Origin of the sequence: Pontibacillus chungwhensis BH030062 (assembly GCF_000770675.1) — a bacterium.
GTDB classification, from domain to species: Bacteria; Bacillota; Bacilli; order Bacillales; family BH030062; genus Pontibacillus; species Pontibacillus chungwhensis.
This window is the reverse complement of sequence record NZ_AVBG01000006.1, coordinates 38402-64410: the sequence shown is the minus strand read 5'-3', so window position 1 is coordinate 64410 and position 26009 is coordinate 38402. Positions and strand designations below refer to the sequence as shown.

General features: G+C 41.0%; 23 protein-coding genes. All 23 read left to right on the top strand.

The window, feature by feature from the left end:
* Positions 1-19: 19 nt before the first annotated feature.
* The 23 genes from N780_RS19220 to nagE all read left to right on the top strand — a co-directional run bounded on the left by N780_RS19220 (position 20) and on the right by nagE (position 25963).
* A complete protein-coding gene (locus tag N780_RS19220; RefSeq protein WP_052114981.1) occupies positions 20-943 on the top strand; it encodes a glycosyltransferase family 2 protein in 924 nt (307 codons plus the stop codon).
* 218 nt (positions 944-1161) lie between these two features.
* Positions 1162-2271 (top strand): DegT/DnrJ/EryC1/StrS family aminotransferase, encoded by a 1110-nt coding sequence (locus tag N780_RS09460; RefSeq protein WP_036782983.1) that lies wholly within the window; start codon positions 1162-1164, stop codon positions 2269-2271.
* A 2-nt stretch (positions 2272-2273) separates the two neighbouring features.
* Complete coding sequence (gene rfbA, locus N780_RS09455) at positions 2274-3152, top strand: glucose-1-phosphate thymidylyltransferase RfbA (RefSeq protein WP_036782981.1); 879 nt, start codon at positions 2274-2276, stop codon at positions 3150-3152.
* Positions 3149-4153 (top strand): dTDP-glucose 4,6-dehydratase, encoded by a 1005-nt coding sequence (gene rfbB, locus N780_RS09450; RefSeq protein WP_036782978.1) that lies wholly within the window; start codon positions 3149-3151, stop codon positions 4151-4153. Before rfbA ends, rfbB begins: the two co-directional genes overlap by 4 nt.
* A gap of 60 nt (positions 4154-4213) precedes the next feature.
* The gene (locus N780_RS09445) at positions 4214-4777 is read left to right on the top strand and encodes an acyltransferase (RefSeq protein WP_036782975.1); all 564 of its coding nucleotides are present in this window, start codon (positions 4214-4216) and stop codon (positions 4775-4777) included.
* 108 nt (positions 4778-4885) lie between these two features.
* Complete coding sequence (gene flaG / locus N780_RS09440; protein WP_232299519.1) at positions 4886-5239, top strand: flagellar protein FlaG; 354 nt, start codon at positions 4886-4888, stop codon at positions 5237-5239.
* A gap of 14 nt (positions 5240-5253) precedes the next feature.
* Positions 5254-6807, top strand: a complete 1554-nt coding sequence (locus N780_RS09435; RefSeq protein WP_052114979.1) for a flagellar hook-associated protein 2 — start codon at positions 5254-5256, stop codon at positions 6805-6807.
* Positions 6808-6829: 22 nt separating this feature from the next.
* Positions 6830-7228, top strand: a complete 399-nt coding sequence (gene fliS, locus N780_RS09430) for a flagellar export chaperone FliS (protein ID WP_036782967.1) — start codon at positions 6830-6832, stop codon at positions 7226-7228.
* Positions 7228-7581, top strand: coding sequence for a flagellar protein FliT (fliT, locus tag N780_RS09425; RefSeq protein ID WP_036782963.1), 354 nt, complete (start codon positions 7228-7230; stop codon positions 7579-7581). Before fliS ends, fliT begins: the two co-directional genes overlap by 1 nt.
* An 8-nt stretch (positions 7582-7589) precedes the next feature.
* Positions 7590-7973 carry a DUF8042 domain-containing protein gene (locus N780_RS09420; RefSeq protein ID WP_036782959.1) on the top strand — a complete coding sequence of 128 codons (384 nt, stop codon included), beginning with the start codon at positions 7590-7592 and terminating at the stop codon, positions 7971-7973.
* Between the two features lie 635 nt (positions 7974-8608).
* Positions 8609-9160 carry a ribosome hibernation-promoting factor, HPF/YfiA family gene (gene hpf / locus N780_RS09415; protein ID WP_036782956.1) on the top strand — a complete coding sequence of 184 codons (552 nt, stop codon included), beginning with the start codon at positions 8609-8611 and terminating at the stop codon, positions 9158-9160.
* Positions 9161-9837: 677 nt separating this feature from the next.
* Positions 9838-9999: a hypothetical protein gene (locus N780_RS19795; RefSeq protein ID WP_156969129.1), complete on the top strand. Its 162-nt coding sequence runs from the start codon at positions 9838-9840 to the stop codon at positions 9997-9999.
* Positions 10000-10329: 330 nt separating this feature from the next.
* On the top strand, positions 10330-12849 hold the full coding sequence (secA, locus tag N780_RS09410; RefSeq protein WP_036782953.1) for a preprotein translocase subunit SecA: 2520 nt from the start codon (positions 10330-10332) through the stop codon (positions 12847-12849).
* Positions 12850-12925: 76 nt separating this feature from the next.
* A protein-coding gene (prfB, locus tag N780_RS09405) for a peptide chain release factor 2 (RefSeq protein ID WP_156969128.1) occupies positions 12926-14027 on the top strand; the annotation gives its coding sequence in 2 pieces (ribosomal slippage) (positions 12926-12997 and positions 12999-14027; 1101 coding nt in all).
* 400 nt (positions 14028-14427) lie between these two features.
* On the top strand, positions 14428-15291 hold the full coding sequence (locus N780_RS09400; protein ID WP_156969137.1) for a YitT family protein: 864 nt from the start codon (positions 14428-14430) through the stop codon (positions 15289-15291).
* A gap of 54 nt (positions 15292-15345) precedes the next feature.
* On the top strand, positions 15346-15765 hold the full coding sequence (locus tag N780_RS09395; RefSeq protein ID WP_036782946.1) for a c-type cytochrome: 420 nt from the start codon (positions 15346-15348) through the stop codon (positions 15763-15765).
* 286 nt (positions 15766-16051) lie between these two features.
* A complete protein-coding gene (gene ftsE, locus N780_RS09390) occupies positions 16052-16738 on the top strand; it encodes a cell division ATP-binding protein FtsE (RefSeq protein WP_036782944.1) in 687 nt (228 codons plus the stop codon).
* Positions 16728-17621: a permease-like cell division protein FtsX gene (gene ftsX, locus N780_RS09385; protein ID WP_036782941.1), complete on the top strand. Its 894-nt coding sequence runs from the start codon at positions 16728-16730 to the stop codon at positions 17619-17621. Before ftsE ends, ftsX begins: the two co-directional genes overlap by 11 nt.
* 35 nt (positions 17622-17656) lie before the next feature.
* Complete coding sequence (locus tag N780_RS09380; protein WP_052114978.1) at positions 17657-19087, top strand: murein hydrolase activator EnvC family protein; 1431 nt, start codon at positions 17657-17659, stop codon at positions 19085-19087.
* A 270-nt stretch (positions 19088-19357) separates the two neighbouring features.
* Entirely contained in the window at positions 19358-20032 is a 675-nt protein-coding gene (locus N780_RS09375) for a haloacid dehalogenase type II (protein WP_036782939.1), read from the top strand.
* Between the two features lie 273 nt (positions 20033-20305).
* Positions 20306-21820, top strand: a complete 1515-nt coding sequence (locus N780_RS09370; protein WP_036782936.1) for a S41 family peptidase — start codon at positions 20306-20308, stop codon at positions 21818-21820.
* A 412-nt stretch (positions 21821-22232) separates the two neighbouring features.
* Positions 22233-23423, top strand: a complete 1191-nt coding sequence (locus N780_RS09365) for a hypothetical protein (protein ID WP_036782934.1) — start codon at positions 22233-22235, stop codon at positions 23421-23423.
* A 629-nt stretch (positions 23424-24052) separates the two neighbouring features.
* The gene (gene nagE / locus N780_RS09355) at positions 24053-25963 is read left to right on the top strand and encodes an N-acetylglucosamine-specific PTS transporter subunit IIBC (protein ID WP_036782930.1); all 1911 of its coding nucleotides are present in this window, start codon (positions 24053-24055) and stop codon (positions 25961-25963) included.
* Positions 25964-26009 lie beyond the last annotated feature (46 nt).

Sequence of the window (26009 nt, the reverse complement as noted above, 5' to 3'; positions counted from 1 at the left end):
AGGAAGGAAAACAAATGTTATGTTTGATTCAACTACAAAAAAACCGTTAGTTTCGATCGTTATACAAACATATAATCAAAAAGAGTACTTAGAACAGGCTATATTAAGCTGTCTTAGTCAAAACTATAATAATATAGAAATATTGGTGGCGGATGATTGTTCAACAGATGGAACTGATATTATGATGAACAAGTATAAAGATATGCATAATATTAGGTACATCCAAAGTGAAGTTAACTTAGGGGCAGGGGGGAATACGAAAGATTTATTGTATAATAAAGTAGACTCCAAATATGCGCTAATATTAAATCATGATGACTATCTGTTGAATGATGATTTCATTTCATTAGCTGTCGAACGTTTCTCTTCTAATCCTAACTTATCTTTTGTTTGGGCTAACTGTAAAGTCTTATACGAGAAGAGTGGAGAAACGAGAGATACTGACTTTGACATAAAAGAAGTCAGTAAAGGTGAAGATTATTTCCTAGGGTATGAATCCCCCTCATACCCCCACGTTACTGGGATACTGACTACCGTTTTTGATGTTGAGAAATTACGGGACTCTGGATTTGGAAACGAAAAAACTAAAAGTCAGGACACGTTTATACATCTAAATTTAATGCTACAAGGTGATGTGGGTTTCATTTCTGATGTTGCTGCTACTTACCGTGTGCATTCTCAAAGCCTTTCTTTTAATATGCCATTAGATCATGATAAAACAACTTTAGAAGAATTTAAGAACCTAAAAACGAAGGCAATGAGATACAAGAATATAGATGTTACTAAATTGGATATCTGGTTAAGTAATAGGGTGTTTTCGTACGTGTTTTGGAGGTTTACGACTTTGTGGAACCAAAATAACAAAAAAGAATCATTAAAGTTACTCATGGAGATAGCTGATGATTATCCGGAGGCTTATGAAAAAATCCTCAATAGTATATAGATTATATTTTTTAGGTACTTACAATATTAAAACTATTACAGTATACTAGAAAATTTATAATAGTTATTAATACTATAATTAACAAGTGTCTGTATAGTGGGTTTATATAGCAACATCTTTTCTTTATACATACTAGTACATAGAAATAATCTAATTAACTTAATATATAAGTCAAAACGTAATAAAATTTTTGTCCTTGTTAACAAAGGAGATTATAAATGCCTGAGAAAAAGATAAATGTAACTAAACCATATCTCCCTCCTAAAAGAGAGTATGAAGAGTTACTAAATAAAATTTGGGAAAACAATTGGCTAACTAATAATGGACCATTGGAAAATGAGTTAGAAGCAAGTTTAGCGGATTTCCTAGAAGTTAAAAATGTATCCCTTTTTTCAAATGGACATTCAGCTTTAGATATAGCGATTAAAGCACTTAGTTTATCTGGTGAGGTAATTACTACTCCATTTACTTTCCCATCCACTACACACGCCATAACATCAAATGGTCTTAAACCAGTTTTCTGTGATATTGAATTGACCTCTTTAAATATAGATATAACAAAGGTAGAGGAATTAATTACAGAAAACACTTCAGCTATTATCCCTGTTCATGTATTTGGAAACCCTTGTGATGTGAACGCGATATATAATTTGGCGAAAAAATATGACTTAAAGGTTATTTATGATGCAGCACATGCATTTGGTGTCCGTGCCAATAATCAGAGTATTGCAAAATACGGTGATATAGCTATGTTTAGTTTACATGCTACCAAAGCGTTCCACTCTGTTGAAGGAGGGGTATTAACATATAAAGATAACAAATTAAAAAAACGTTTTGAGCAATTAAGAAATTTTGGGTTATCTAATGATGGCGATGCAGAGATGGTCGCGGGAAATGCAAAATTAAGTGAATTTCATGCTGCGATGGGAATTCTGAACCTAAAATATCTTGATAAGCAAATTAAATGCAGGAAAGAGATTGCTGATTACTATAATGATCATTTACAAGATCTAAAGGGCATAAGGATAATACAGCCACATCAAAATCAACAAAACTATGCTTATTTCCCAATAATAGTAGACAGTTCTGAGTTCGGACTTACCAGAGATCAACTTAAAAGAAAACTAGAGAAGAACGGAATTAATGTAAGAAGATACTTTTATCCGTTAACTCCTAACTTAAGTTGTTATAACTATCACTCTAATCACTTAATCAATGCAACCTATGTTTCAAACAACATATTAACGCTACCTATTTATCCGAATATGAACATAAATGATGCGAAATATATTGTAGAAGTAATTAGAAGTGAAGAGCAAGGTGAATAAATATGAAGGGGATTATCTTAGCAGGTGGCTTAGGAACAAGGTTATACCCTCTGACTAAGTCAATATCTAAACAATTGTTACCGATTTATGATAAACCGATGATCTATTACTCTTTATCAGTGTTAATGTTGGCAGGAATAAGAGAGGTGCTAATTATAACAACCTCAAGAGACATACAAATATTTCAGGACCTATTGGGAGATGGGAGCCACTTAGGTATGTCATTTGATTATAAGGTTCAAGAAGAGCCAAATGGATTAGCCCAAGCATTTATTATTGGAGAGGACTTTATTGGTTCATCTTCAGTTGCATTAATATTAGGCGATAACTTATTTTACGGATCAGATTTTGGCAACAAGGTATATAATAGCGCGAAGCTTACAACAGGCTGTAAAATTTTTGGATGCTTTGTCAATGATCCAAAGAATTATGGTGTAGTCGAAGTGGATGATTCTAACAATGTTACTTCAATAGAAGAAAAACCAGAAGAACCTAAATCTTCCTTAGCGGTTCCTGGGTTATACTTCTTTGATAATAAGGTAGTGAAGATTGCTAAGCAAGTTCAACCTTCTAAAAGAGGGGAACTGGAAATAACATCAATAATTGAGGCATATATGAACTCAAGGGACTTAAAAATTGAGGTTTTAGGAAGAGGGCTGACTTGGCTGGATACTGGAACACATGAATCTTTATTAGAGGCATCAAATTTTGTGGAAACCGTTCAAAAACGACAAGGTTTATTCATCGCATGTTTAGAGGAGATCGCTTACAGACGTGGATATATAAATGAGAGAGATCTATACCACATTGCTCAACCAATATGCAGTACTGCCTATGGCCAATATTTACTGGATATCGTCCGAAAAGGTGGGAGACTTTGAAAATATTAATAACAGGTGGCGCAGGTTTTATAGGGACGAATTTTATAAGGTATTTAATTAGTAAATATAATTATACAATAGTTAACCTGGATAAATTAACTTACGCTGGTAATTTGGATAACCTGAAGGAAATTAAGGAAAATGTAAATTACAACTTCATTGAAGGAGATATCACAGATCGTGGATTATTGCATGAGATATTCGAAAAATACTCTATAGAAGTTGTTATTAACTTTGCTGCCGAGTCACATGTAGATCGAAGCATTGAAGACCCCTCAAAATTTTTAAATACAAATACTTTAGGGACACAAGCCTTATTAGATACCTCTTTAAAGTTTTGGGGTAACCGTAAAGGTGTTAATGGTTTTGGGAATCCTAATGTTAAATTTATTCAAATATCTACAGATGAGGTATATGGCACATTAGGTCGCGAGGGATTCTTTTCTGAAAACTCTCTTATTCAACCAAGCAGTCCTTATTCTGCATCTAAAGCTTCTGCTGATTTGTTAGTAAGCGCATATAATAAAACCTATGGTCTACCTATAAATATCACCAGATGTTCTAACAACTACGGCCCATATCAACTACCTGAAAAGCTAATTCCAATGATAATCCAACAAGCTCAAACTAAAAATAAAATCCCTATATACGGGGATGGGAATCAAATTAGAGATTGGCTCCATGTTGATGACCATTGCCAAGCAATTGATAGAGTTTTACATAATGGGAGAATCGGAGAAACCTATAATATTGGTGGGAATAATGAAGAAAAAAATATTAATCTAGTTTATAAAATTTTAGATGAACTGAGAATAAAGGAAGACCTAGTAGAGTTTGTTAGTGATAGACCCGGGCACGATTATAGGTATGCAATTGATAATACTAAAATTAATCGTGAGTTAGGGTGGGAGCCTTCTTTTACATTTCAAGAAGGTCTAAAACATACAATAAATTGGTATCTTAATAATCAGGATTGGACTAAAGAACTTAAGTTTGAGTAATTTTCTACTAAAATGTGTCAATGATCGAGAAATGAATTTAAAGTAAATGGAGTGGTTTACTTGAGCTTTTATTCAAAAATAGAACTAGAAGAATTGGGCCTCAAGGAATTTGGGGAGAATGTACAAATCAGTAAAAAAGCAAGTATTTATAATGCAGAAAATATATCTATTGGTTCTAACGTAAGAATAGATGATTTCTGTCTTCTTTCAGGCAGTGGGGGGAGTATTAGCATAGGTTCCTATATTCACGTTGCAGCGTACAGTGCGATATATGGAGGAGGGGGTGTAGTATTAAAAGATTTTTCAGGTTTAGCTTCACGTTGTGTGATTTACAGTACCAGTGATGACTACTCAGGGGCCTATTTAACTAATCCAACCGTTCCAGATAAATACCTGAATATTCAAAGGGGCATTGTAATTTTAAATAAGCATGTACTAATCGGAACTAATTCAACTATATTCCCGGGTGTGGAAATAGGAGAAGGTTCAGCAGTAGGTGCACATAGTTTAGTAACGAAAAAACTAGAAGAGTGGGGCATATATTTCGGTTCACCTGCCAGAAAGCTAAAAAATAGAAAAAAGGATTTACTAGAGATGGAGAATGCTTTTTATCAAGGTTCTTAATGTTTCTATTCTCAGGTTATAAAATTAAACATCATAAACTTTATATTTCTCTTTTAAAGTCCGATATATCTAAAAAAGATGTTTGGAAGGAGCTGGCTGGAATTGAAAGTGGATGCCATTGCAAATGCAACCCTACTTTTTCAACGAGCTGAGCAGACCAATGTGAACACTTTGACAAAGGATATAGTTAGAGTTAATGAATTCAAATCCTCCTATATTAATACAGAGGAATACTTAAAAAAGGATCAGGCTAGAGAAGTTGTGCAAGAAATGAATGACTTCATAATGCCAATGCAAACAGAACTTAAATTTGTATTCCACGATAAGTTAGAGGAGTATTATGTAACGCTTATTAACCCAGAAACAAAAGAAGTTATTCAAGAAATTCCTCCTAAGAGATTATTAGATGTATATGCATCTATGGCGGAGTTTTTAGGATTTATAGTTGATCGTAAAATATAAGGTGGTGAATTTAGATGAGTGATATGCGTATTGGTGGATTAGCGACTGGAATGGATATCGATAAAATTGTCGGTGATTTAATGAAAGCTGAGCGAATCCCCCTTAATAAAATGGAACAAGAAAAGACCTGGCTTACTTGGCAAAGGGATGCATATAGGGACATGAATAGGAGTTTTGACCAGTTGGAAAGTATGGCTTCTGATATGAAGTTTTCAGACGTTTATAATACCAAAACAACATCTTCAAATATGGCAGATGCAGTTATTGCAACGGCAGATCCTTCAGCTAGCGGTGGAAGTTATACTATTAAGGTGAATAAATTGGCTTCGTCTGCAATTAATACTAGTCGTTCTTCTATTACAAATGATGGTGAAACGCTAGATTTGAACGCCTCCCTTGAAAGCCAACAATCTAAATTTAAGAACGGTATCAATTTAACGAATTTAAACTTCACACTTACTACATATAAAGAAGATGGTTCATCTAGTCCGATAGACTTTACAATTACTAAGGATATGTCAATGAATGATATTTTTGATAAAATTAACAATTCAGATGTAGGTGTGCGAGCCTTTTATGACAGACAAGCAGATAAAGTTGTTCTAGAACGTACCAAGACAGGAAACTTTAATACATCAGGGGAATACTTAGGGGCTGAAATTGGTTTTGATAGTGGTAATGCTGAAATCATTACGAACACATTCGGTATCCAAAATAAAGTAGATGATGGTAATGGAAACTGGATAAAAGCAGAATTAGGAGGAGAAGATGCAGAATTCACTTATAACAATGCTCTGACTATCAATTCCCACGAGAATTCTTATAAACTAAATGGGGTAAATTTCCAATTTAATGATACCACTAATGGCAAGAACGCTTCTATTAGTGTAAACAATAATATAGATCACGCTGTTGATAAAATTACTAAGTTTGTGGCTAAATATAACGAAATTGTAGAAAGCGCAAATATGCAAGTGAGCGAAAGGAAAAATCGCGACTATAAGCCCTTAACGGATAAAGAAAAGGAAGCGATGGAAGAAAAGGAGATAGAGCTTTGGGAAGCGCAAGCGAAAAAGGGGTTGCTCAGTAATGATTCAGCGATAGAGAGCACCTTATTTTCGATGAGAAACGAGTGGTATGAAACCGTTGAAACTAGTGGAGCGTATAAAAGAATTACTGATATCGGAATTGATACTTCTTCAAACTACCGTGATGGTGGAAAACTATTAATTAAAGAAAGCGATTTGAGAGCAGCTTTAAAAAATGATTCAGAATCTGTATACAAGCTATTTACTGGTGAAGGGAATACTAAAGGGATTACTCAAAAGCTTGAAGAGTCTCTTAGTAATGGAATAAAGCAGATTGAAGCAAAAGCTGGTAAATCTACAAGTATCAGCAACAATTTCAGAATTGGAAAAGAGCTTGATACGATAAAGGACGAGATGAGAGATTTTGAAAACCGCCTAAATCAAATAGAAGACCGCTATTGGTCACAATTCACAGCGATGGAGAAGGCGATACAAAAGATGAACTCACAATCTGCTCAATTAATGAGTCAGTTAGGCTAATAATAGGGAGGTGTATACTGGGATGTCTACACAAGCATATCAAGCATATCAAAACAATTCTGTAGAAACAGCATCACCAGGTGAACTAACGCTAATGCTGTATAACGGATCCTTAAAGTTTATGAAACTAGCGAAAAAAGGTATTGAAGAAGAAAATATAGAGCTTCGCAATACAAATATCCAAAAAGCCCAAAAGATTGTGCAGGAACTTATGGTAACGATGAACCCTGACTATTCGATTACACAGGAAGTTATGCCACTCTATGACTATGTGAACCGTCGTTTGATGGATGCGAACCTGAAGAATGATGCTAGTATTCTAGAAGAGGCATTTGAGATTATGACAGATTTCCGTGATACATGGAAAGAGGTTGTAAAACAAACGCGTCAGCAGCAGTTCGGTGCTGGTGGGAATGCTTGATGAGTCAACTTGATCAACTCCATGAGGTAACATCAGAGCTCTATAAACATGTCCAGCAGCCCCCTAAATCGATAGAGCGTGAAGATTTTATTGAGAAGCTATCCGAATTACTTGATAAAAGAGAGCGGCTTATAAAAGATTTAGAAGGTCCCTATACAGATGAAGAGCATGAAAAGGGGCAGGAAATTATCAGAATGAACGGTGTTGTGGACAATCGCGTTTCTTTCCATATGAAACAACTAAAAACAGAAATTGCTCATATGAAAAAGAGAAAAACATCAAATCAGAGATATACAAACCCTTATCAAAATGTTTCCACATATGATGGTACATTTCTTGATAAGAAGAAGTAGGTGACAGTATGCCAGAACTAACAGAAGAGAAAGTACAACTCTTACAACAGTACGACCAGCTCCTTCACACCATGAGTGAAGGATTCGACTACATAGAAGAGAACCTGGACGAAGAAGCACCACCCGAAGTGGACCAAGTCTTCACCGACCTCGTCCAAGCCATGCAACAGCTCCACCAAGGGAACCAACAACTCCCAGCCTTCATTGGCGACACAGAACAGCTGAAATACCAGATCGTCGACTTTCAAGAAATCGTAGAATTAATGTCAGAATGGTTTGAGAAACCAACAAACCTCGACAAGAAGTCTCTCATTAGTGGTAAAGTCGCCCCGAACTTTGAAAGCTGGAGACTATGTATGCACCAGCTATTGAAACCGTATATTCAACACTAAGATCCGTTACCTGCTTAGGTAGCGGGTTTCTTTTGTTAATAACTATTATAACGGCGGTTCCACTTAGTGTTTTATACGAATATAAGAGGAGAGTTTTCTGGCCGATTAACCTCTTCTACTATCGCGATGTTTCCTTTTAGTTTAAATTTGGCAAGGTGGACCGGGTAACTGCGAGACTCCCGTGGGCAGAAGAGCCTAGGTGAGACCCCGGAAGACGGCTCTGCCGGCTGAGGAGGCTCACCAGCTCCCCACAGGAAAGCGAGTGGTTTCCCGGTCCACCTTACACTCAATAATAGTAAAAGGAAAAGTTACTCCCCATATTATCGAGTGTCATAATATCTCCACAAAACGTTCACCAATTCGCCAAGCATAATACGTCTCAATCAGCATACTTCTGATGTATAATAAAAGTAAGGGAAGCCCTTACAAAAGCTGTTGTCGATTTTCAAAAGAAAAGTAAGAATCGGCAGTTTAACTAGCTCACATTAAGGGGAAGTATCCCTAATAAACCATCCTTATCCTATTTTCCAACAATTACTGACACAAAGTATTCGAAAAAGTCTAAAAATTATAGCAGGTATTCTAGTAGTTGTGGTAGAATAAGTACACATAAGGATGAAAGGAGGACACTTTCTATGAAGTACAACATTCGTGGTGAAAACCTTGAGGTAACGGCGGCGATTAATGATTACGTCGAAAAGAAGATTGGTAAGTTAGGCCGTTACTTTGATGAGGAGCCTACATCAGAGGTACATGTCAATTTAAGTGTCTATAATGATGAGCAGCAAATTGAGGTTACCATTCCAATGAAAAATCTCTTACTCCGTGCTGAAGAACGGCACGTGGACTTATACGCTGCCATTGACCTTGTGGTAGGGAAGTTAGAAAGACAAATCCGCAAGCACAAAACAAAAATTAACCGTAAATTCCGCAACGAAGGCGCACCAAAATACGTTTTCGCGGAAATGGAAAAGAGCTCACAGCAAGCTGATCCTTATGATGATGAAGATATTGAAATTGTTAAAAACAAGAGATTTGATCTAAAACCGATGGACTCTGAAGAAGCCGTTCTACAAATGGATATGCTAGGCCATAGCTTCTTCGTCTTCACAAACGCAGACACGAACAATACTAACGTAGTGTATCGTCGTCGCGACGGCAAATACGGTCTTATCGAACCAAATTAATAAACATTAAGAAAGAGCTGCCTCCGACCTAGGAGGCAGCTTTTTTGTATGGATGAGGCCGTTACGTTTGTTGAGCGATAGTGGGTGACTGGGGAACGACTCGCTTTCCGCGGGCGAGCTGTCGAGCCTCCTCCCTCACTTCGTTCAGTCCGGGGTCTCGTCGACCTCTTTCTCCCGCAGGAGTCTCCCCGTTCCCCAGTCACCCACTTGATTTGATTTGGTCTAACGGCCCCCGCAATATAAGGGTAATATGCACTCAACCGATACTACCCCTCAGGCGGCATATTTCCGTTAATTCTAATATGGCAAAGGTGGGCCGAGAAATTGCGAGACTCCTGCGGCAGTAGGAGCTCGTAAATAAAAGAGGAAGTTCGACTAAGAACGTCACGTCCTGTGACAACGTCGAACGACCCCACGTCGTGTGGGGCCGCGGAAAGCGAGTGATTCCCCAGCCCTCCTTTCTCTGCACAAAAGCAACGGAAACACTCCTCTTAAAAATTTCCTCACATTTCCTCGAAAAAGAACAGTTTTTAGCCCGCAGCTTACCAAAATTAAAAAACTGCAAACAGAAACCCTGATTTACCGGGATTCCTCCTTGCAGTTTTTTAATTTCTGTAGTTGGCCCTCTTAAAAGCTCTCATGGTATAAATTAGGTAACGATGAAAGGAGGCGTGCCTATGAAGAAAGATGAGCTTTCCTATACTGAACTGTATCACAAAGTTAAAAAGCAGGAAGAGCTGATCACGCAGCTATTGGAGATCCTCGCTGTAACCAATCGAAAAGTCAGCGAACTGGATCAACGACAGCGTCGCGTCGAGCTTCATCACCTTCAAGTCTAAACCCCCCGTTTTTGCCTCCTCACCTCACTCGCAAGATTCCTCGCAAGTCCCCCTCATTAAAAAGGACAGCTCACCCTCGGGCTGTTCTTTTCTTCATTATAGGGGATAGTAGTCCAGCTCCGGCGCCTACCACCTCGAGGTCTTAAGGCAAAACGGGCTATAAGTAAAAAGCAACTTATAGCCCGTTTTGCCTTAAGCTTATCGGTGGTGAGCAAGGCGCCTGCGCTTCCTGATAGTAAGTTGTCACTTCCTACCTAAAAGTGTTATGATTATTGTCAGATCTAACTAATAATTAAGTAACGGATTTCTATAAATAGGGGAGCGTTATACATGCGTGCTTTGCTGAAAAAAGTATTTGGAGACGATAACTCACGACAGCTGAAGAAGATGCAGCGAGTTGTCGATCAGATTGAATCTTTAGAACCTCAATATGAGAAGTACTCAGATGAGGATCTTCGTGCGAAAACAGAAGAATTTAAAGAGCGTTATCAAAAAGGTGAAGATCTTGATGATATTTTACCAGATGCCTATGCGGTCGTTCGTGAAGGAGCGAAACGTGTATTAGGATTGCGCCCTTACCCAGTTCAGTTATCAGGTGCAGTGGCCCTTCATGAAGGGAACATTGCTGAGATGAAAACGGGTGAAGGTAAAACGCTAGCCTCTGCTTTACCAGCCTATTTAAACGCCATCACTGGAAAAGGCGTTCACATTATCACCGTCAATGATTACTTGGCGACACGTGACTCTAGTGAAATGGGTCAATTACACGAATTCCTTGGTCTAACTGTCGGTTTGAACTTAAACGGCATGTCGAAGGAAGAGAAGAAAGAAGCTTATCTTGCCGATATTACGTATGGTACGAACAACGAGTTTGGGTTCGATTATCTGCGTGACAATATGGTGTTATATAAAGAACAAATGGTACAGCGCCCGCTTCACTTCGCGATCATTGACGAAGTTGACTCCATCTTAATTGACGAAGCGCGTACGCCGCTTATTATCTCAGGTTCTGCGCAAAAGTCTGCGAACCTTTATCATCAGGCAGACCAATACGTACGTACCCTTACTCAAGAAGAAGACTATACGTATGATGAGAAGACAAAAGGTGTTCAGCTAACAGAACAAGGGATTAACAAAGCAGAACGCTTCTTTAATATCGAAAACTTGTATGACCTTCCGAACGTTTCGATTACTCACCACATTAACCAGGCGTTAAAAGCGCACACATCTATGCTTCGTGACCAGGATTACGTGGTGCAGGAAGAAGAAGTTGTTATCGTTGACCAATTTACCGGTCGTTTAATGAAAGGTCGTAGCTACAGCGATGGCTTACACCAGGCGATTGAGGCGAAAGAAGGCCTTCAAATCCGTAACGAAAGCCAGACGCTTGCAACGATCACATTCCAGAACTACTTCCGTATGTACGAAAAGATCTCTGGTATGACCGGTACAGCGAAAACGGAAGAAGAAGAGTTCCGTAACATTTATAATATGAACGTTGTTGTCATTCCAACGAACAAGCCAATTGCTCGTGATGACAAAGCGGACATGATTTATAAATCCACGGATGCGAAGTTCTTAGCTGTCGTAGAGGATATTAAAGAGCGTTACGATAAAGGACAGCCTGTTCTTGTTGGTACTGTTGCGGTTGAAACGTCTGAGCTTATCTCAAATTACTTGAAGAAAGCGAAGATTCCGCACAACGTCCTGAACGCGAAGAACCACTTCCGTGAGGCAGAAATTATTGAGAACGCGGGTCAAAAAGGCGCCATTACGATTGCGACGAACATGGCCGGCCGTGGTACAGACATCAAGCTTGGAGATGGTGTTCGTGAGCTTGGTGGATTAGCTGTAATGGGTACAGAACGTCACGAATCGCGTCGTATCGATAACCAGCTTCGTGGTCGTTCCGGACGTCAGGGTGACCCTGGTGTATCTCAGTTCTACCTTGCAATGGAAGATGAACTAATGCGTCGCTTTGGTTCTGATAACATGCGCAGCATGATGGACCGTCTCGGTATGGATGATTCTCAGCCCATTGAGAGTAAAATGGTTTCTCGTGCGGTTGAATCGGCACAGAAACGCGTAGAAGGTAATAACTTTGATGCTCGTAAAACGCTTCTTGCGTATGACGATGTGCTTCGTCAGCAGCGTGAAGTTATTTACAAGCAGCGCTATGACGTTTTAACATCTGATGACTTGCGTGAGATCATCGAAGAGATGATGAAATCAACGGTTGAGCGTCAAGTTGCTCTCCACACTCAAGATGAAATGGACGAGAACTGGGAGCTTGATGCGCTGATCACATATCTGAACGGAAATATCCTTGAAGAAGGCGACGTTACAGAGGGTGACCTAAAAGGGAAAGACCCTGAAGAGATGATCGAGCTCATCATGGAAAAAGTGAAAGATCGTTATGATAAGAAGGAAGAAGAACTAACGCCTGAACAAATGCGTGAGTTTGAGAAAGTTATCCTTCTTCGCACAGTTGATACGAAGTGGATGGACCACATTGATCAGATGGACCAGCTGCGCCAGGGTATTCACCTGCGTGCATATGGTCAGAACGATCCGTTACGCGAGTATCAGTTCGAAGGATTTGCGATGTTTGAGAAGATGATCGCGGCCATTGAAGAAGAAGTTTCAAAATACGTGATGAAAGCTCAAATTCGTGAGAACCTGCAGCGTCAGGAAGTAGCTAAAGGAGCACAGGCTGTTTCTGGCGGACAGGACGAACAACAACAAAAAGAGAAGAAACGTAAACCTGTTGTAAAAACGGACCACGTGAAGCGCAATGACCCTTGTCCTTGCGGTAGCGGTAAGAAATACAAGAACTGCCACGGTCAATAACAGGCGAGGGCACGCTCTTTTCGAAGAGGGTGTCTTCCCTATTTATAGTGGTTTTAATATTAGATGAGGTGATGTCATGGAACTAGTAGATATTAAGCAAGAGATTGACAAAATGGCTAATCGTTTAGCGGACTTCAGGGGGTCTCTTTGACCTCGATACAAAGAAAGAGCGCATTGCGGAACTAGAAGAGCAAATGTCTGACCCAAGCTTCTGGGATGACCAGGATACGGCTCAAAAGGTAATCGGTGAAGTGAACGGCTTAAAAGGCTACGTTCACACGTTAGAAGAACACGTTGAGTCACTTGAAAATCTTGAAGTATCCTACGAGCTTGTAAAAGAAGAAGGCGACGAAGAGCTTGCCGAAGAGCTTGAGGAAGACATGAAAAAGCTAGTGGAAGCACTCAATGAATTTGAACTGCAAATGCTTCTAAGTGAACCATATGATAAGAACAACGCGATCCTTGAACTGCACCCTGGTGCTGGTGGTACAGAGTCTCAGGACTGGGCAAGCATGCTTCTTCGCATGTACACACGCTGGGCTGAAGAGCGTGGCTTTAAGGTTGAAACAATGGACTATCTTCCAGGTGAGGAAGCTGGCGTGAAAAGCGTAACGCTAAATATCCAGGGTCATAACGCTTATGGCTACCTGAAAGCGGAGAAAGGCGTTCACCGTCTCGTGCGTATTTCCCCGTTCGACTCAGGAGGCCGTCGTCACACATCCTTCACGTCTTGTGAAGTGATGCCAGAGTTTAATGATGAGATTGATATTGAAGTGCGTTCAGAAGATCTTAAAGTAGACACGTACCGTGCAAGTGGTGCCGGCGGTCAGCACGTGAACACAACAGACTCCGCTGTCCGTATTACGCACACGCCAACAAACACAATTGTAACGTGTCAGTCTGAACGTTCTCAGATCAAAAACCGCGAACAAGCCATGAAGATGCTGAAGTCGAAGTTATATCAACAAGAAATCGAACGTCAGCAGCGTGAGCTTGATGAGATCCGCGGAGAGCAAAAAGAAATCGGTTGGGGAAGCCAGATTCGTTCCTACGTCTTCCACCCATACTCTATGGTGAAAGACCACAGAACGAATAAAGAAGTCGGAAACGTACAAGGTGTCATGGACGGAGACCTAGACCCATTCATCGACGCCTACCTCCGCTCCCTCATCAACTAATAAACAAAAAGCCTGCCCACCCGGCAGGCTTTTTTGCGCTTTAATCAATAGAAGAGTGCCAGACACCGAGTGATGCTCTAAAGCACTAAAGCGTGCCAGACACCAAGCGTTGCTCTAAAGTGCTAAAGGGTGCCTGACACCCTGCACTCCTTTACCGCGCTAATACGTTATTTCGGTGTCGTTTACACCTTCAGGGTTTGGTGCTATACTCCATAACGGACTTTTACGAAAATAAATACATATGTGAGTGAACTAGTCCTTAAATGCACACAATCAAAGAAAGGACGATCAGGTTTGCTTTCACACTTTACTGTAACAGCGAGTGCCAGACACCCTTTACTCTGTTAAAGGGTGTCTGGCACTGTGTGGTGTGCTAAAGGAAAGGGGTTTTGGGGATATGATGAAGAAGTATCGGAGAGAGCCGATGCCAACATGGCTACGGCATATTATTGAGTACACGTTAGTCATTGTGGGGTCAGCTTTTGTGGCGACCGCGTTTAATATTTTCCTACTACCGAATGAGATCGCTTCTGGTGGTGTGGCTGGAATCAGTACCATAACGAAAGGGTTATTTGGCTGGGACCCGGCATATGTTCAGTGGGCTCTTAACATTCCGCTTTTTATATTAGGCGTTATTATTCTTGGCAAGAACTTTGGTGCTAAATCATTAGTTGGTACACTTGCCTTGCCGTTTTTCGTTAAGCTGACTAGTGGAATTGATCCAGCTACAGAGAATGCACTCCTTGCCGCAATATTCGGAGGTATGGGTGTTGGTATTGGATTAGGAATTGTCTTCAGAGGTCGCGCTTCAACTGGTGGCATAGACCTGATTGCTCAAGTCATTCATAAATACACTCACATACCGCTAGGGCTTTGTGTAGCGATGGTGGATGGATTAATTGTTACAACAGCAGCCATTGTTTTCGACATTGAAAAAGGTTTATTTGCACTTATTGGTCTATTTGCTACTTCGCGCACAATCGACCTTGTACAGGTTGGTTTAAATCGTTCAAAAAATGTCATGATTATTTCGAATGAATTAGAAGAAGTGAGGCAAGCTATCATCAAGGAAATTGATCGTGGTGTAACCGTGTTAAACGGTAAAGGCGGTTATACGAATGAAGATCGCCATATCATCATGGTCGTGGTGGAGCAGAGTGAATTCACCAAATTGACACAAACCGTTAAGAGTATTGACCCCTCAGCTTTTGTTATTGCAATGGATGCAGCTGAGGTACTTGGGGAGGGTTTTAAAACTTCCTGAATTGGTTATAATATCCTTGATGGAAATTACATTACTTCGTTAGGGGGAAGTAACATGAAAAGTAAACTGTTAGCCCTGTTATTCGGATCCGCTCTTGTACTTAGTGCATGTGGTGGCGGTGGCGATGATGGTGGAGAAGATGCCACTACTGACAATGGCGAAGACACACAAACAGAAGAAGGAACAAATGGTGACACTGGAACAGATGGTGGCGAAAGCACGGAAGGCGAAGGCGGCGGTGAAGGTGCTGTAGACACCGCAGCTGCTGAGAAGATTTATAAGCAAACATGTGCTGGATGTCATGCCAACGATCTATCTGGTCAAGTAGGTCCATCTCTTCAAACGATTGGATCGAAGCTAGACAAGAGTCAAATCGCAGATATTATCAAGAATGGTCAAGGCGGTATGCCAGCTCAGAACCTGAGTGAGGAAGACACTAATACCGTTTCCGCTTGGTTAGCATCTAAGAAATAAGGACTCATTTACCCGAACATATGTAATGAGAAAGCTCAAAGTATTCTATACTTTGGGCTTTTTTCTTGTGGATTTTCCAGTATGGTGACAAATTTCATGCACTTCCCTAACAGATTTCAAAATATGACAACATTTGAAATAAAAATGTAATAAAAATATGTCTAAAAAAATAGAAAATAGATGTTATAATAAGTAGGACAAAAGACGAAGTGAATTTTAGAAATGTAGACAGAATATGGACAAACAGACAATCAAGATTAATCATACATGTACAGGTGGTTTGCTAATGATTGAAATGAAAGACGTGTCGAAAACATATCCGAATGGGGTTTCTGCTCTTAATGAAGTGAACCTCTCAATTGAACAAGGTGAGTTCGTTTATGTCGTTGGACCAAGTGGAGCAGGTAAATCCACACTTGTCGGCATGATGTATAGAGAAGAGAAGGCTACAGGCGGCTCCATTTCGATTAATGGAGTTTATTTAAATAAAATGAAAGAACGTAAGATTCCACACTTAAGAAGAGATATCGGCGTTGTATATCAAGATTTTAAATTGCTTCCGAGATTAACAGTCTATGAAAATATTGCTTTTGCATTAGAAGTAATTGAAGAAACACCAAAGAATATCCGTCGCCGTGTTATGGAAGTCCTCGATCTTGTGAATCTCAAACACAAAGCTCGTCATATTCCTGATGAGTTATCCGGTGGTGAACAACAGCGAGTTTCTATAGCAAGAGCCATAGTAAATCATCCTAAGACGGTGATTGCAGATGAGCCAACAGGAAACCTGGACCCGGAAACGTCTTGGGAGATTATGAGGATTTTCGAAGAAATTAACGCACGTGGAACAACCGTTATAATGGCAACACACAGCAAAGACATCGTAAATACCATGAAGAAGCGCGTTATAGCAGTCGAAAATGGTCGAATTGTACGCGATGAGCATCGAGGTGAATACGGTTATGAAGCTTAGAACGGTAGGCAGGCATATACGTGAAGGCGGAAAGAACATCTACCGAAATGGTTGGATGACAGTAGCATCCATTGGTGCTGTAACGACGACTCTACTATTAGTCGGGATATTCGTAGCCCTGATGTTGAACTTAAACCAGATGGCGAACAATGTTGAAGAAGACGTAGAAATTAGAGTTCTTGTGGATCTAACAGCCCAAGAAGAAGACATTCAAAAAATTGAAGCAAAGATTAGAGATATCACAGAAATATCGAGCCTCCAATTCTCATCTAAGGAAAAAGAGCTCGAGAGTTTAATGGAGACAATGGGGGAAGATGGCGACCAATGGGAGCTATTTGAGCAGGATAATCCTCTTAATGATGTCTTTGTAGTAAAGACAGAAGATCCTATTGATACATTTGATGTTGCAGACGAAATTGCTACGTTTGATAACGTCGACGAAGTTACATACGGGCAACAAGTAGTTGAGAAACTGTTGAAGTTCACCAAGTACGCACGTTACATTGGGATCGGACTTATTGCAGGATTAGTGTTTACAGCTATATTCCTCATTTCAAACACAATTAAACTTACCATCACGGCACGAAGTAAAGAAATAGGCATTATGAAACTTGTTGGGGCAACGAACAGCTTTATTCGCTGGCCGTTCTTCATTGAAGGCATGTTACTCGGAATCCTAGGATCCCTTATTCCAATTGGAGTAACCTTAGGAGCCTATTACTATGTGTATAACAACTTAAGAGAGAAGATTAACTTCTCATTTGTGGAGATTATTCCATTTGATCCACTAGCATGGCAATTAGCATTAATCTTACTTGCGATCGGAGCGTTCATTGGCGTATGGGGAAGCGTGATGAGTGTCCGCAAGTTCCTAAAAGTATAAATTAGCACTTAGACAGGGAAGGGGAAAGGCGGAATATGAGAAAGATAGTTAGTATGTTTTCGATCTTTGCACTTTTATTAGCAGGAACGTTTGCGGGTTCTGCTGAGAAAGTGATGGCGAAATCTTCTTCAGAATTGCAACAAGAGATCAATGAGTTGAAAAAGAAACAAGCTGAATTAGATGAGAAACGAGCAAACGCGATTGAGAATAAAGACGAAACAGAATCAGAACTAAATGATAATATTGCGAAACAAGAAAAAATTGATGCACAGATGAAAGAACTTGATCAAAAAGTTTCTAATACAGCAAGTGATATTAGCTCAAAAGAAGAACAAATTGCTAAAACAAATAATGAAATTGAACAAACTGAAAAAGAAATTAAACAGCTGAAAAAAGAAATTAAAGAACTAATCGTAAGCATTGCAGAACGAGAGCAGCTTTTGAAAGATCGCCTTCGTACCCTTCAAAAAAATGGTGGAGACATCAGTTATTTAGAAGTAATCATGGATTCAAAAGACTTTGGTGATTTCTTAAATCGCACATCAGCTGTAAATAAGATCATGGGCCAGGACCAAAAGATCTTAGATACGCATCAGTCTGAGAAAAAGTCTTTAGAAGAAAAGAAAGTCGAAGTAGAGGACAAAAAGAAGCAGCTTGAAACGAAAAAGTCCAACTTAGAAGAACAGAAGAAGCAGTTAGAATCTCTTAAAGCTCAACTGGACGAACAGCTAGATCAAAAGCGTGAGCTAATGGATAGCTTAGAGCAAAAAGAGCAAGAGCTTCACGATAAGAAAATGGAATTCTCAGAGCAAGCTGAAATCCTTCAAGGCCAAGCAGCAGCTATTAAAGCTGAACGCCAACGTACGCAACAATCTAAGCAAGAAGCTGAAGAACGTGAAGCGGCAGCAGCACTTGCAGCAAAGAAGAAGAGAGAAGCAGAACGAAAAGCAGAACAAGAAGCACAAAGCAACAACTCTTCAAACGGTTCAAGTAGTTCAAGTAACTCAACAAACAGCGGTAACAATATAAGTTCAACACCGGCACCAGCACCGTCTGCACCAAGCTCAAGCGGATTTATTCGCCCGGCAGCTGGACCTGTTACATCTACTTTCGGTCCGCGTTGGGGAACCCAGCACCCTGGAATTGACTTAGGTCGCGCGGGAGCTTCTAATCCAATTAAAGCTGTAGCGTCAGGGACGGTTATTAAATCCTATTATTCTTCAAGTTACGGTAACGTTGTATTCCTTTCTCACTTAAAAGGAGGGCAAGTATATACAACCGTTTATGCCCACATGCAAAATCGTGCGGTTTCCAATGGACAATCTGTTCAACAAGGCCAAGTTCTTGGTGAAATGGGTAATACCGGGTACTCTACTGGAACACACCTACACTTTGAACTTCACGTTGGACCTTGGAACGCTTCGAAGACCAATGCTGTAAATCCATCAAGCTACATCAACTTCTAAAACAATAGAAAGTTAAGGTAAGAGCTACACCTCATGAGGTGTGGCTCTTATTTTCGTATGTGTAAAGTGTGACATTTCACATAATCTCGTAACTATAAGCTAGTATTCTAGATCTCTAACCAACATTGTCAAAATGGTTTGTAAAAGATTATGAGGATCAGGTGAAGGGTATAGAATGGATGAAGATTTTTGTGGAGATTATATAGCATTAGAACATCCAACTCATAAAAGGTAACGTCTAACTCTTCGACCAGAAAGGATGAAACTACAATGACGAAACCGATTAAAGCGTTTATATTTGATGTATACGGTACACTTTTTGACGTACATACCGTGCAAGAAAAATGTGAGGAATTTTTCCCGGAAAAAGGTGAGACGATTAGTCAGTCCTGGAGGCAGAAGCAGCTTGAATATTTCTTCTTATACCAGGTCATGGGTAAATATCGACGATTTCCTGTTGTTACGAAGAATGCTCTTCATTATGCGGTGAAGAAACACGGCGAGGAAATTACTCAGGAACAAAGTGATGCCCTTATGGATGCCTACTTACATCTAGATCATTATGATGAGGTGGAAGAGGTGCTTGGAAAACTTGAGAACTATGAGCGCGTAGTTTTCTCAAACGGCACCCCTGAAACGCTTACCCCTCTACTTGAACATGCAGGTTTAACGGATTATATTGATGATGTATTAAGTGTAGATGGAATTAAACAATTTAAGCCTTCTCAGGATTCATACCTGTATGCCTTAGATCAACTTGGCGTCAAGAGGGAAGAAGTCCTTTTCATGTCTTCAAATGGATGGGACATTTCAGGTGCGAAAAACTTTGGTTTCCAAACCGCTTGGATTAATCGCAACCGTTTGCCCGTCGAAGAGCTAAACCTGGAACCTGATAAGATTTATGAGGACTTAAATGGCATCTTGGAATGGATTGAAGATAAATAAGAAGGAAGGCCGACATTCTTCATGTCTGAATGTCGGTCTTCCTATGTAGAACATGTATGATTCATATTATATTTAGGTTACATCTTTTGTGGCTCCAAAAAATGGTGTACACTAGTAGGTAAGGAATTAGGAGAATGGTTTTCTTTTTTATCGTGGACATGTCGGGTTTGTTTCTGGCATATAGTAAGAATATAAGGCATCTCACAAGGCGGTGTGATGCCCATTTGTGTAGCATTTTCGGTGCGAAAATCGATTTATTCGAGGTGAAAAGGTATGAACCTAAGAAAACGGTATCTGGCCGTCTTGCTCGTTGCTTCTATGGTATTAGGGGCAATTATTACGTATGCGGGCGTCCAACTCGTTGAGCCTGGTGAAGGACAGGCTAAGAGCGAAGTGACAAACAGCGAGAGTCAGGCTTCTACAGATGAAAATCAAGGTTCAAAGGAGTCGCTCGGGGATATCCTCGATGGATTGAAAGAAGATAATAATGGGGAGCTTTCAAAAGTGAACCGGGCCTTTTCTTTAATCCAGGACAAGTATGTTCAGGACATTGAGTCTCAGAAATTAGTAGAAGGCGCGATTCAAGGAATGCTCGATACGTTAGAAGATCCATATAGTGTGTACATGGACCAAGAAACGATGGAGCAATTCAACAACTCCATTTCTTCCTCATTTGAAGGAATCGGAACAGAAGTAAGTATGGTTGATGGAAAAGTAACGATTGTATCTCCGTTTAAAGGTTCCCCTGCAGAAAAAGCAGGCCTTAAGCCAAAAGACCAAATTATAAGCGTCGACGGAGAAAACATCGAAGGCTTAGATTTATATGACGCCGTTCTAAAAATCCGCGGAGAAAAAGGAACAACGGTTACCCTAGAAATTGATCGTCCAGGAGTTCAGGAGCCACTAACGATTGATGTTGTACGTGACACGATTCCTATTGAAACGGTTTATTCTAGTGTAAAAGAAGTGGACGGCAAAAAAGCAGGTGTCATTGAAATCACGTCTTTCTCTGAAAACACAGCGAAAGATTTTAATACACAGCTAAAAGAGCTAGAAGACAAAGGAATTGAAGGACTTGTCATCGACGTTCGCGGGAATCCGGGCGGTTTATTCACCTCGGTTCAAGAGATCTTAAAGAACTTCATTCCAAAAGATAAGCCAATGGTTCAAGTAGAGAATAGCGAAGGTCAAAAGGAACGCTATTTCACAGAACGTGAAGGCAAAAAAGAGTACCCTATTACGGTTTTAATCGATGAAGGTAGTGCCTCTGCATCTGAAATTCTAGCTGGTGCGATGAAAGAAGCGGGTGACTATGAACTAATCGGAAATAAAACGTTTGGTAAAGGTACTGTTCAACAACCCCTTCCAATGGGCGATGGCAGTAGTATGAAGCTAACCGTTTATAAATGGCTTACCCCAGATGGCAACTGGATTCATAAAGATGGAATCAAGCCAACTGTTAAAGCCGATTTACCTGATTACTTCTACACCAACCCGGTTCAAATTAAAGATGAATCACTAGCATTTGATCAAAATAGCGAAAAGGTCGCCAACGTTCAGAAGATGTTGGAGGGGCTTGACTATAAACCAGGACGTAAAGATGGTTACTTCAGTCAGGAAACCGTTCAAGCGGTGAAGGCCTTCCAAAAGGCGAATGATCTTAAAGCTACGGGTGAAGTGAACAAAGAAACAGCTTCTCAAATTCAAGCTAGAGTCATTGAGAAAGTTCAAAACAAAGAGAACGACACCCAAATGAAAAAAGCTCTAAACGTATTGTTTAGTGAATAGGTAGCAGGAATTTAACGATTCGTATCGAATTAAATCCGTAGCATATCGCTACGGATTTTTTTCATGAATAGATGTTAAAGTTGGGGTAGATGGGGAGATCCAGCTCCGGCGGGTAGGGCCTAGCGAGATAAGCACCCGCCTGCGCATTTCATTTGGCTAGCTTCGGGCCGCAGACACTCGGTACATAAGCCAATCAGCTCCGTGAGGGAAGAACGCCTCACTGCGCTGCTTGACTTATGACTGCCGTGTCTAAGCGCGGCCCTCAGCATTTCATTAGTGTCCAGCTCCGGCGGGTAGGGCCTAGCGAGATAAGCAATATGCCCTTCAATGGCTAACGCCAATTCCGGTCATCTTGCTTATCCGTACGGCCCTAAGCACCCGCCTGCGCATTTCATTTTAGGAGGTATACATCATGATTTCTGATTGGTTCTTGGAACTTGGGAGAGGGTTTGGGCGGTTGTTTTTGCAGCCGATTTTGTATTGGACCGTGTTGCTTTTGCTTTTGGCTTCTGTGAAGCGGATTAAGCGGGAGAGGCGAGATTTTGGGAGTAAGATTTTTAATATATTCGCGGAGTGGCGTAAGACGATTGGGTTAAGCTTATTATTTGGACTTATCTTATCGATTGTTTCTATTGCAGTTGGTTTTGCACTTCCTTATCCTGTTATCTTATTGTGGTCCGCGGTTGTTGTTCTGCTTACGTTGTCTCTTCGGTTTAGCTGGATTTCTCCGGCTTATACATTGGGGGCAACTGCACTACTTTTATTATGGGTACCTGAGTTAAGTGGGTCTTTTCTTCCTGACTCATGGATAAGTGCGATGGGAGATACTAGTTTATCAGCTTTAGCGCTATTGCTTGGCGTATTATTAATGGTTGAAGCGATTATGTATCATCGTTTTCAGAATAATGATTCCTTCCCGCAATATGTAAAGGGAGGGCGTGGAAAGTTAATTGGTCAGCATCGTTTGAAGCGACTTGGTTTTCTTCCTGTTTTCTTCTTAATCCCAGGAGGTGCGATTGAGCCTTTTGTAGATTGGTGGCCGATGCTTGCTGTTGGGGATGAAACATATGGTTTAATGCTGGCGCCGATTCTATTAGGGTTTGAACATGTGGTTCGTGGTTTGTCTCCAAGACATGCTGCCCTAACGATGCGTGCATCAATGGTTGTATTATCGATTGTTGTGCTTGGTTTGGCTGCTGCAAGTTTCTATTATCCAATTTTGGCTCTTGTCGCTGTGCTCGTTGCACCTGTTGGGCGAGAGATCAGTTCATTTTTACTAAGATGGCGGGACCAGGGAAAAAATCCATATTTCACGCCACGTTATGATGGACTGCCGATCTTAGGGGTTATACCTGGTTCACCTGCGGATGATATGAACTTGATTGTAGGGGAAACGATTGAGAAGGTTAATGGTTTAAATGTTACAAATGAGCAAGACTTTTATCATGCTGTTCAATCCAACCTCGCTTATTGCAAAATTGCCGTTCGCGACACAGCAGGCGAAATTCGCTTTGCTAAACGTGCGATGTATGAAGATGATCATTATGAACTGGGATTAGTTTTTGTTAAGGCTCAGTATGCGAAGCAGAAAAAAGCAAAATAGATTGTATTTAAAAGGAGAGCGAAAAGCTCTTCTTTTTTTATTGCATGCATCTTGAGGTTTGGGCGGTTTTTGGTGTAGTGAAAGTGTCTGGACGTGAGCACCGAAAGAGTCGGGACGCCCGCGCTGAGTGTCGAGACGAGCAGCAAAAGAGTCGGGACGTCGGCCTAAGCGTCGATATGAGCACTGAAAGAGTCCGGACGCCAGCGCTAAGTGTCGAGACGAGCGTCAATAGTGTCTAGACGCTAGCACCGAGTGTCGATATGAGTACCGAAAAAGTCAGGACGCCCGCCCCAAGTGTCGAGACAAACGCCAAAAGAGTCTAGACGCTAGCACCGAGTGTCGACACGAACGCCAAAAGAGACGGGACGCCCGCCCCAAGCGTCGAGACGAGCGCCAAAAGAGTCGGGACGCCCGCCCCAAGCGTCGAGACGAGCGCCAAAAGAGTCCAGACGCCCGCCCCAAGCGTCGAGACGAGCGCCAAAAGAGTCCAAACGCTCCCAACCAACTCCAAACATAATATACCTACAATACACCCATACTACAACTGGTATAGACAACTATACACCAAAATGGTATTCTATACGTACTAAAAGCGTTTTCATTTTATTATGATCTCTAGGAGGGAGCTTATGCTCAACTTTTTGCAACGCATTGGGAAGTCTTTAATGTTTCCGATTGCGACTCTTCCTGCTGCTGCTTTACTTGTGCGGCTTGGGAAGGAAGATATGCTTGATATTCCGTTCATCACCGCGGCGGGAAACGGGATTTTAGGGAACCTTGCTATTATTTTTGCTATTGGAATTGCGATGGGGTTGTCGCACGATGGAAGTGGGGGAGCGGCGCTTGCTGGTGCGATTGGGTATCTTGTTTTAACAGAGGGTGCTCAGTCGATTGACTCTGATATAGATATGAAAGTGTTTGGCGGTGTGATTGCCGGTATTGCGGGTGGTTTGCTGTATAACAAGTATTACAATGTAAAGTTTCCGGATTGGCTTGCTTTCTTTGGTGGGAAGCGGTTTGTTCCGATTATTACGTCACTTGTGATGGTCGCGACGGCTTTTGTGCTAGGGTTTGTGTGGCCACCTGTACAGGATGGGCTTGATGCGCTTGGGAACTGGATTCTAAATGCCGGAACAGCTGGAGTTGGGATCTATGGGGTTTTAAATCGTCTCTTAATCCCAGTAGGGCTGCACCACGTTATGAACGCAGTGATTTGGTTTGATTTTGGAACATTTACGACAGCTTCAGGTGAGGTATTCCACGGGGAGATTAATCGCTTCTTAAACGGAGACCCGGAAGCGGGTTATTTCTTAGCTGGTTTCTTTCCAGTCATGATGTTTGGTTTACCGGCAGCTTGTGCGGCCATGTATGTGGCAGCGAAGAAAGAGCGGAAAGCCGCTGTTGGAGGCCTTCTCTTTAGTATTGCATTTACATCATTTTTAACAGGTGTGACGGAACCGATTGAATTCTCTTTCATGTTCTTATCACCCTTATTGTACGTTGTCCATGCGCTCTTAACGGGTGTATCGATGATGGCGGCTTACTTACTTGATATTCGACATGGATTTGGATTCTCAGCAGGTTTAATTGATTATCTGTTGAATTTTACATTAGCTCAGAATCCGCTGTTACTGGCTGGATTAGGAATTGTGATGGGAGCTATATACTTCGTCATCTTCTACTTCCTTATTATTAAGTTGGACCTCAAGACGCCAGGTCGTGAGGATGAAGACATGGAGGAAGAACAGATGGAGACGGAGAAGGGCGACTATGATGCGCTCGCTTATCACTATATTGAAGCTATTGGTGGTATGAACAATATCGAAAGTCTGGATTACTGTACAACGCGCTTACGCATGCAGATTACAGACCAAGAGAAGGTGGATGAGAAGAAGCTTAAACGACTCGGTGCTCGTGGAGTTATGAAAATGAGCAAGAAGAATCTTCAGGTTATTGTAGGGACAACCGTTGAATTTGTTGCCGATGCGATGCGGAAACGAATGGATCGTGGAGATACAGCAGCACCAGACGAGACGGTTGAAGGAGTACAACCATGTGAAAAAGCGACGTCTGAAAAATACTTAGCTGGAAAAGACTTTGCCCTGCCGATTGAAGGACGGGTGATGGAGCTGTCAGAAGTTCCGGATGAAGTTTTTGCTCAAGGAATGATGGGGCAGGGCTTCGCTATTGATCCGAGCGGCGATACATTTACATCTCCTGTAGACGGGAAAGTGGTGAACGTGTTTCCGACAAAACATGCGATTGGACTTGAAACAGAGAGTGGTATTGAGATTCTTATTCATATTGGACTCGACACAGTTAAACTTCAGGGAGAAGGATTCGAGCTTCTTGTTGAAGATGGGCAAGCGGTGACCAAAGGGACGCCTCTTATTAAAGTTGACTTTGATCGAATTCGTGACAAGGTGCCTTCTATCGTAACGCCAATTGTGTTTACGAATTTGGAGGATGAGTCCTTAACCCTTCTTGAGACAGGAAATCAGCATTCACAAACCACGAACATCGTAACGATACAAAAATAATTCAAAAAAAAGGAGAGTCCCGGCTCTCCTTTTCTAATGAGGAGGG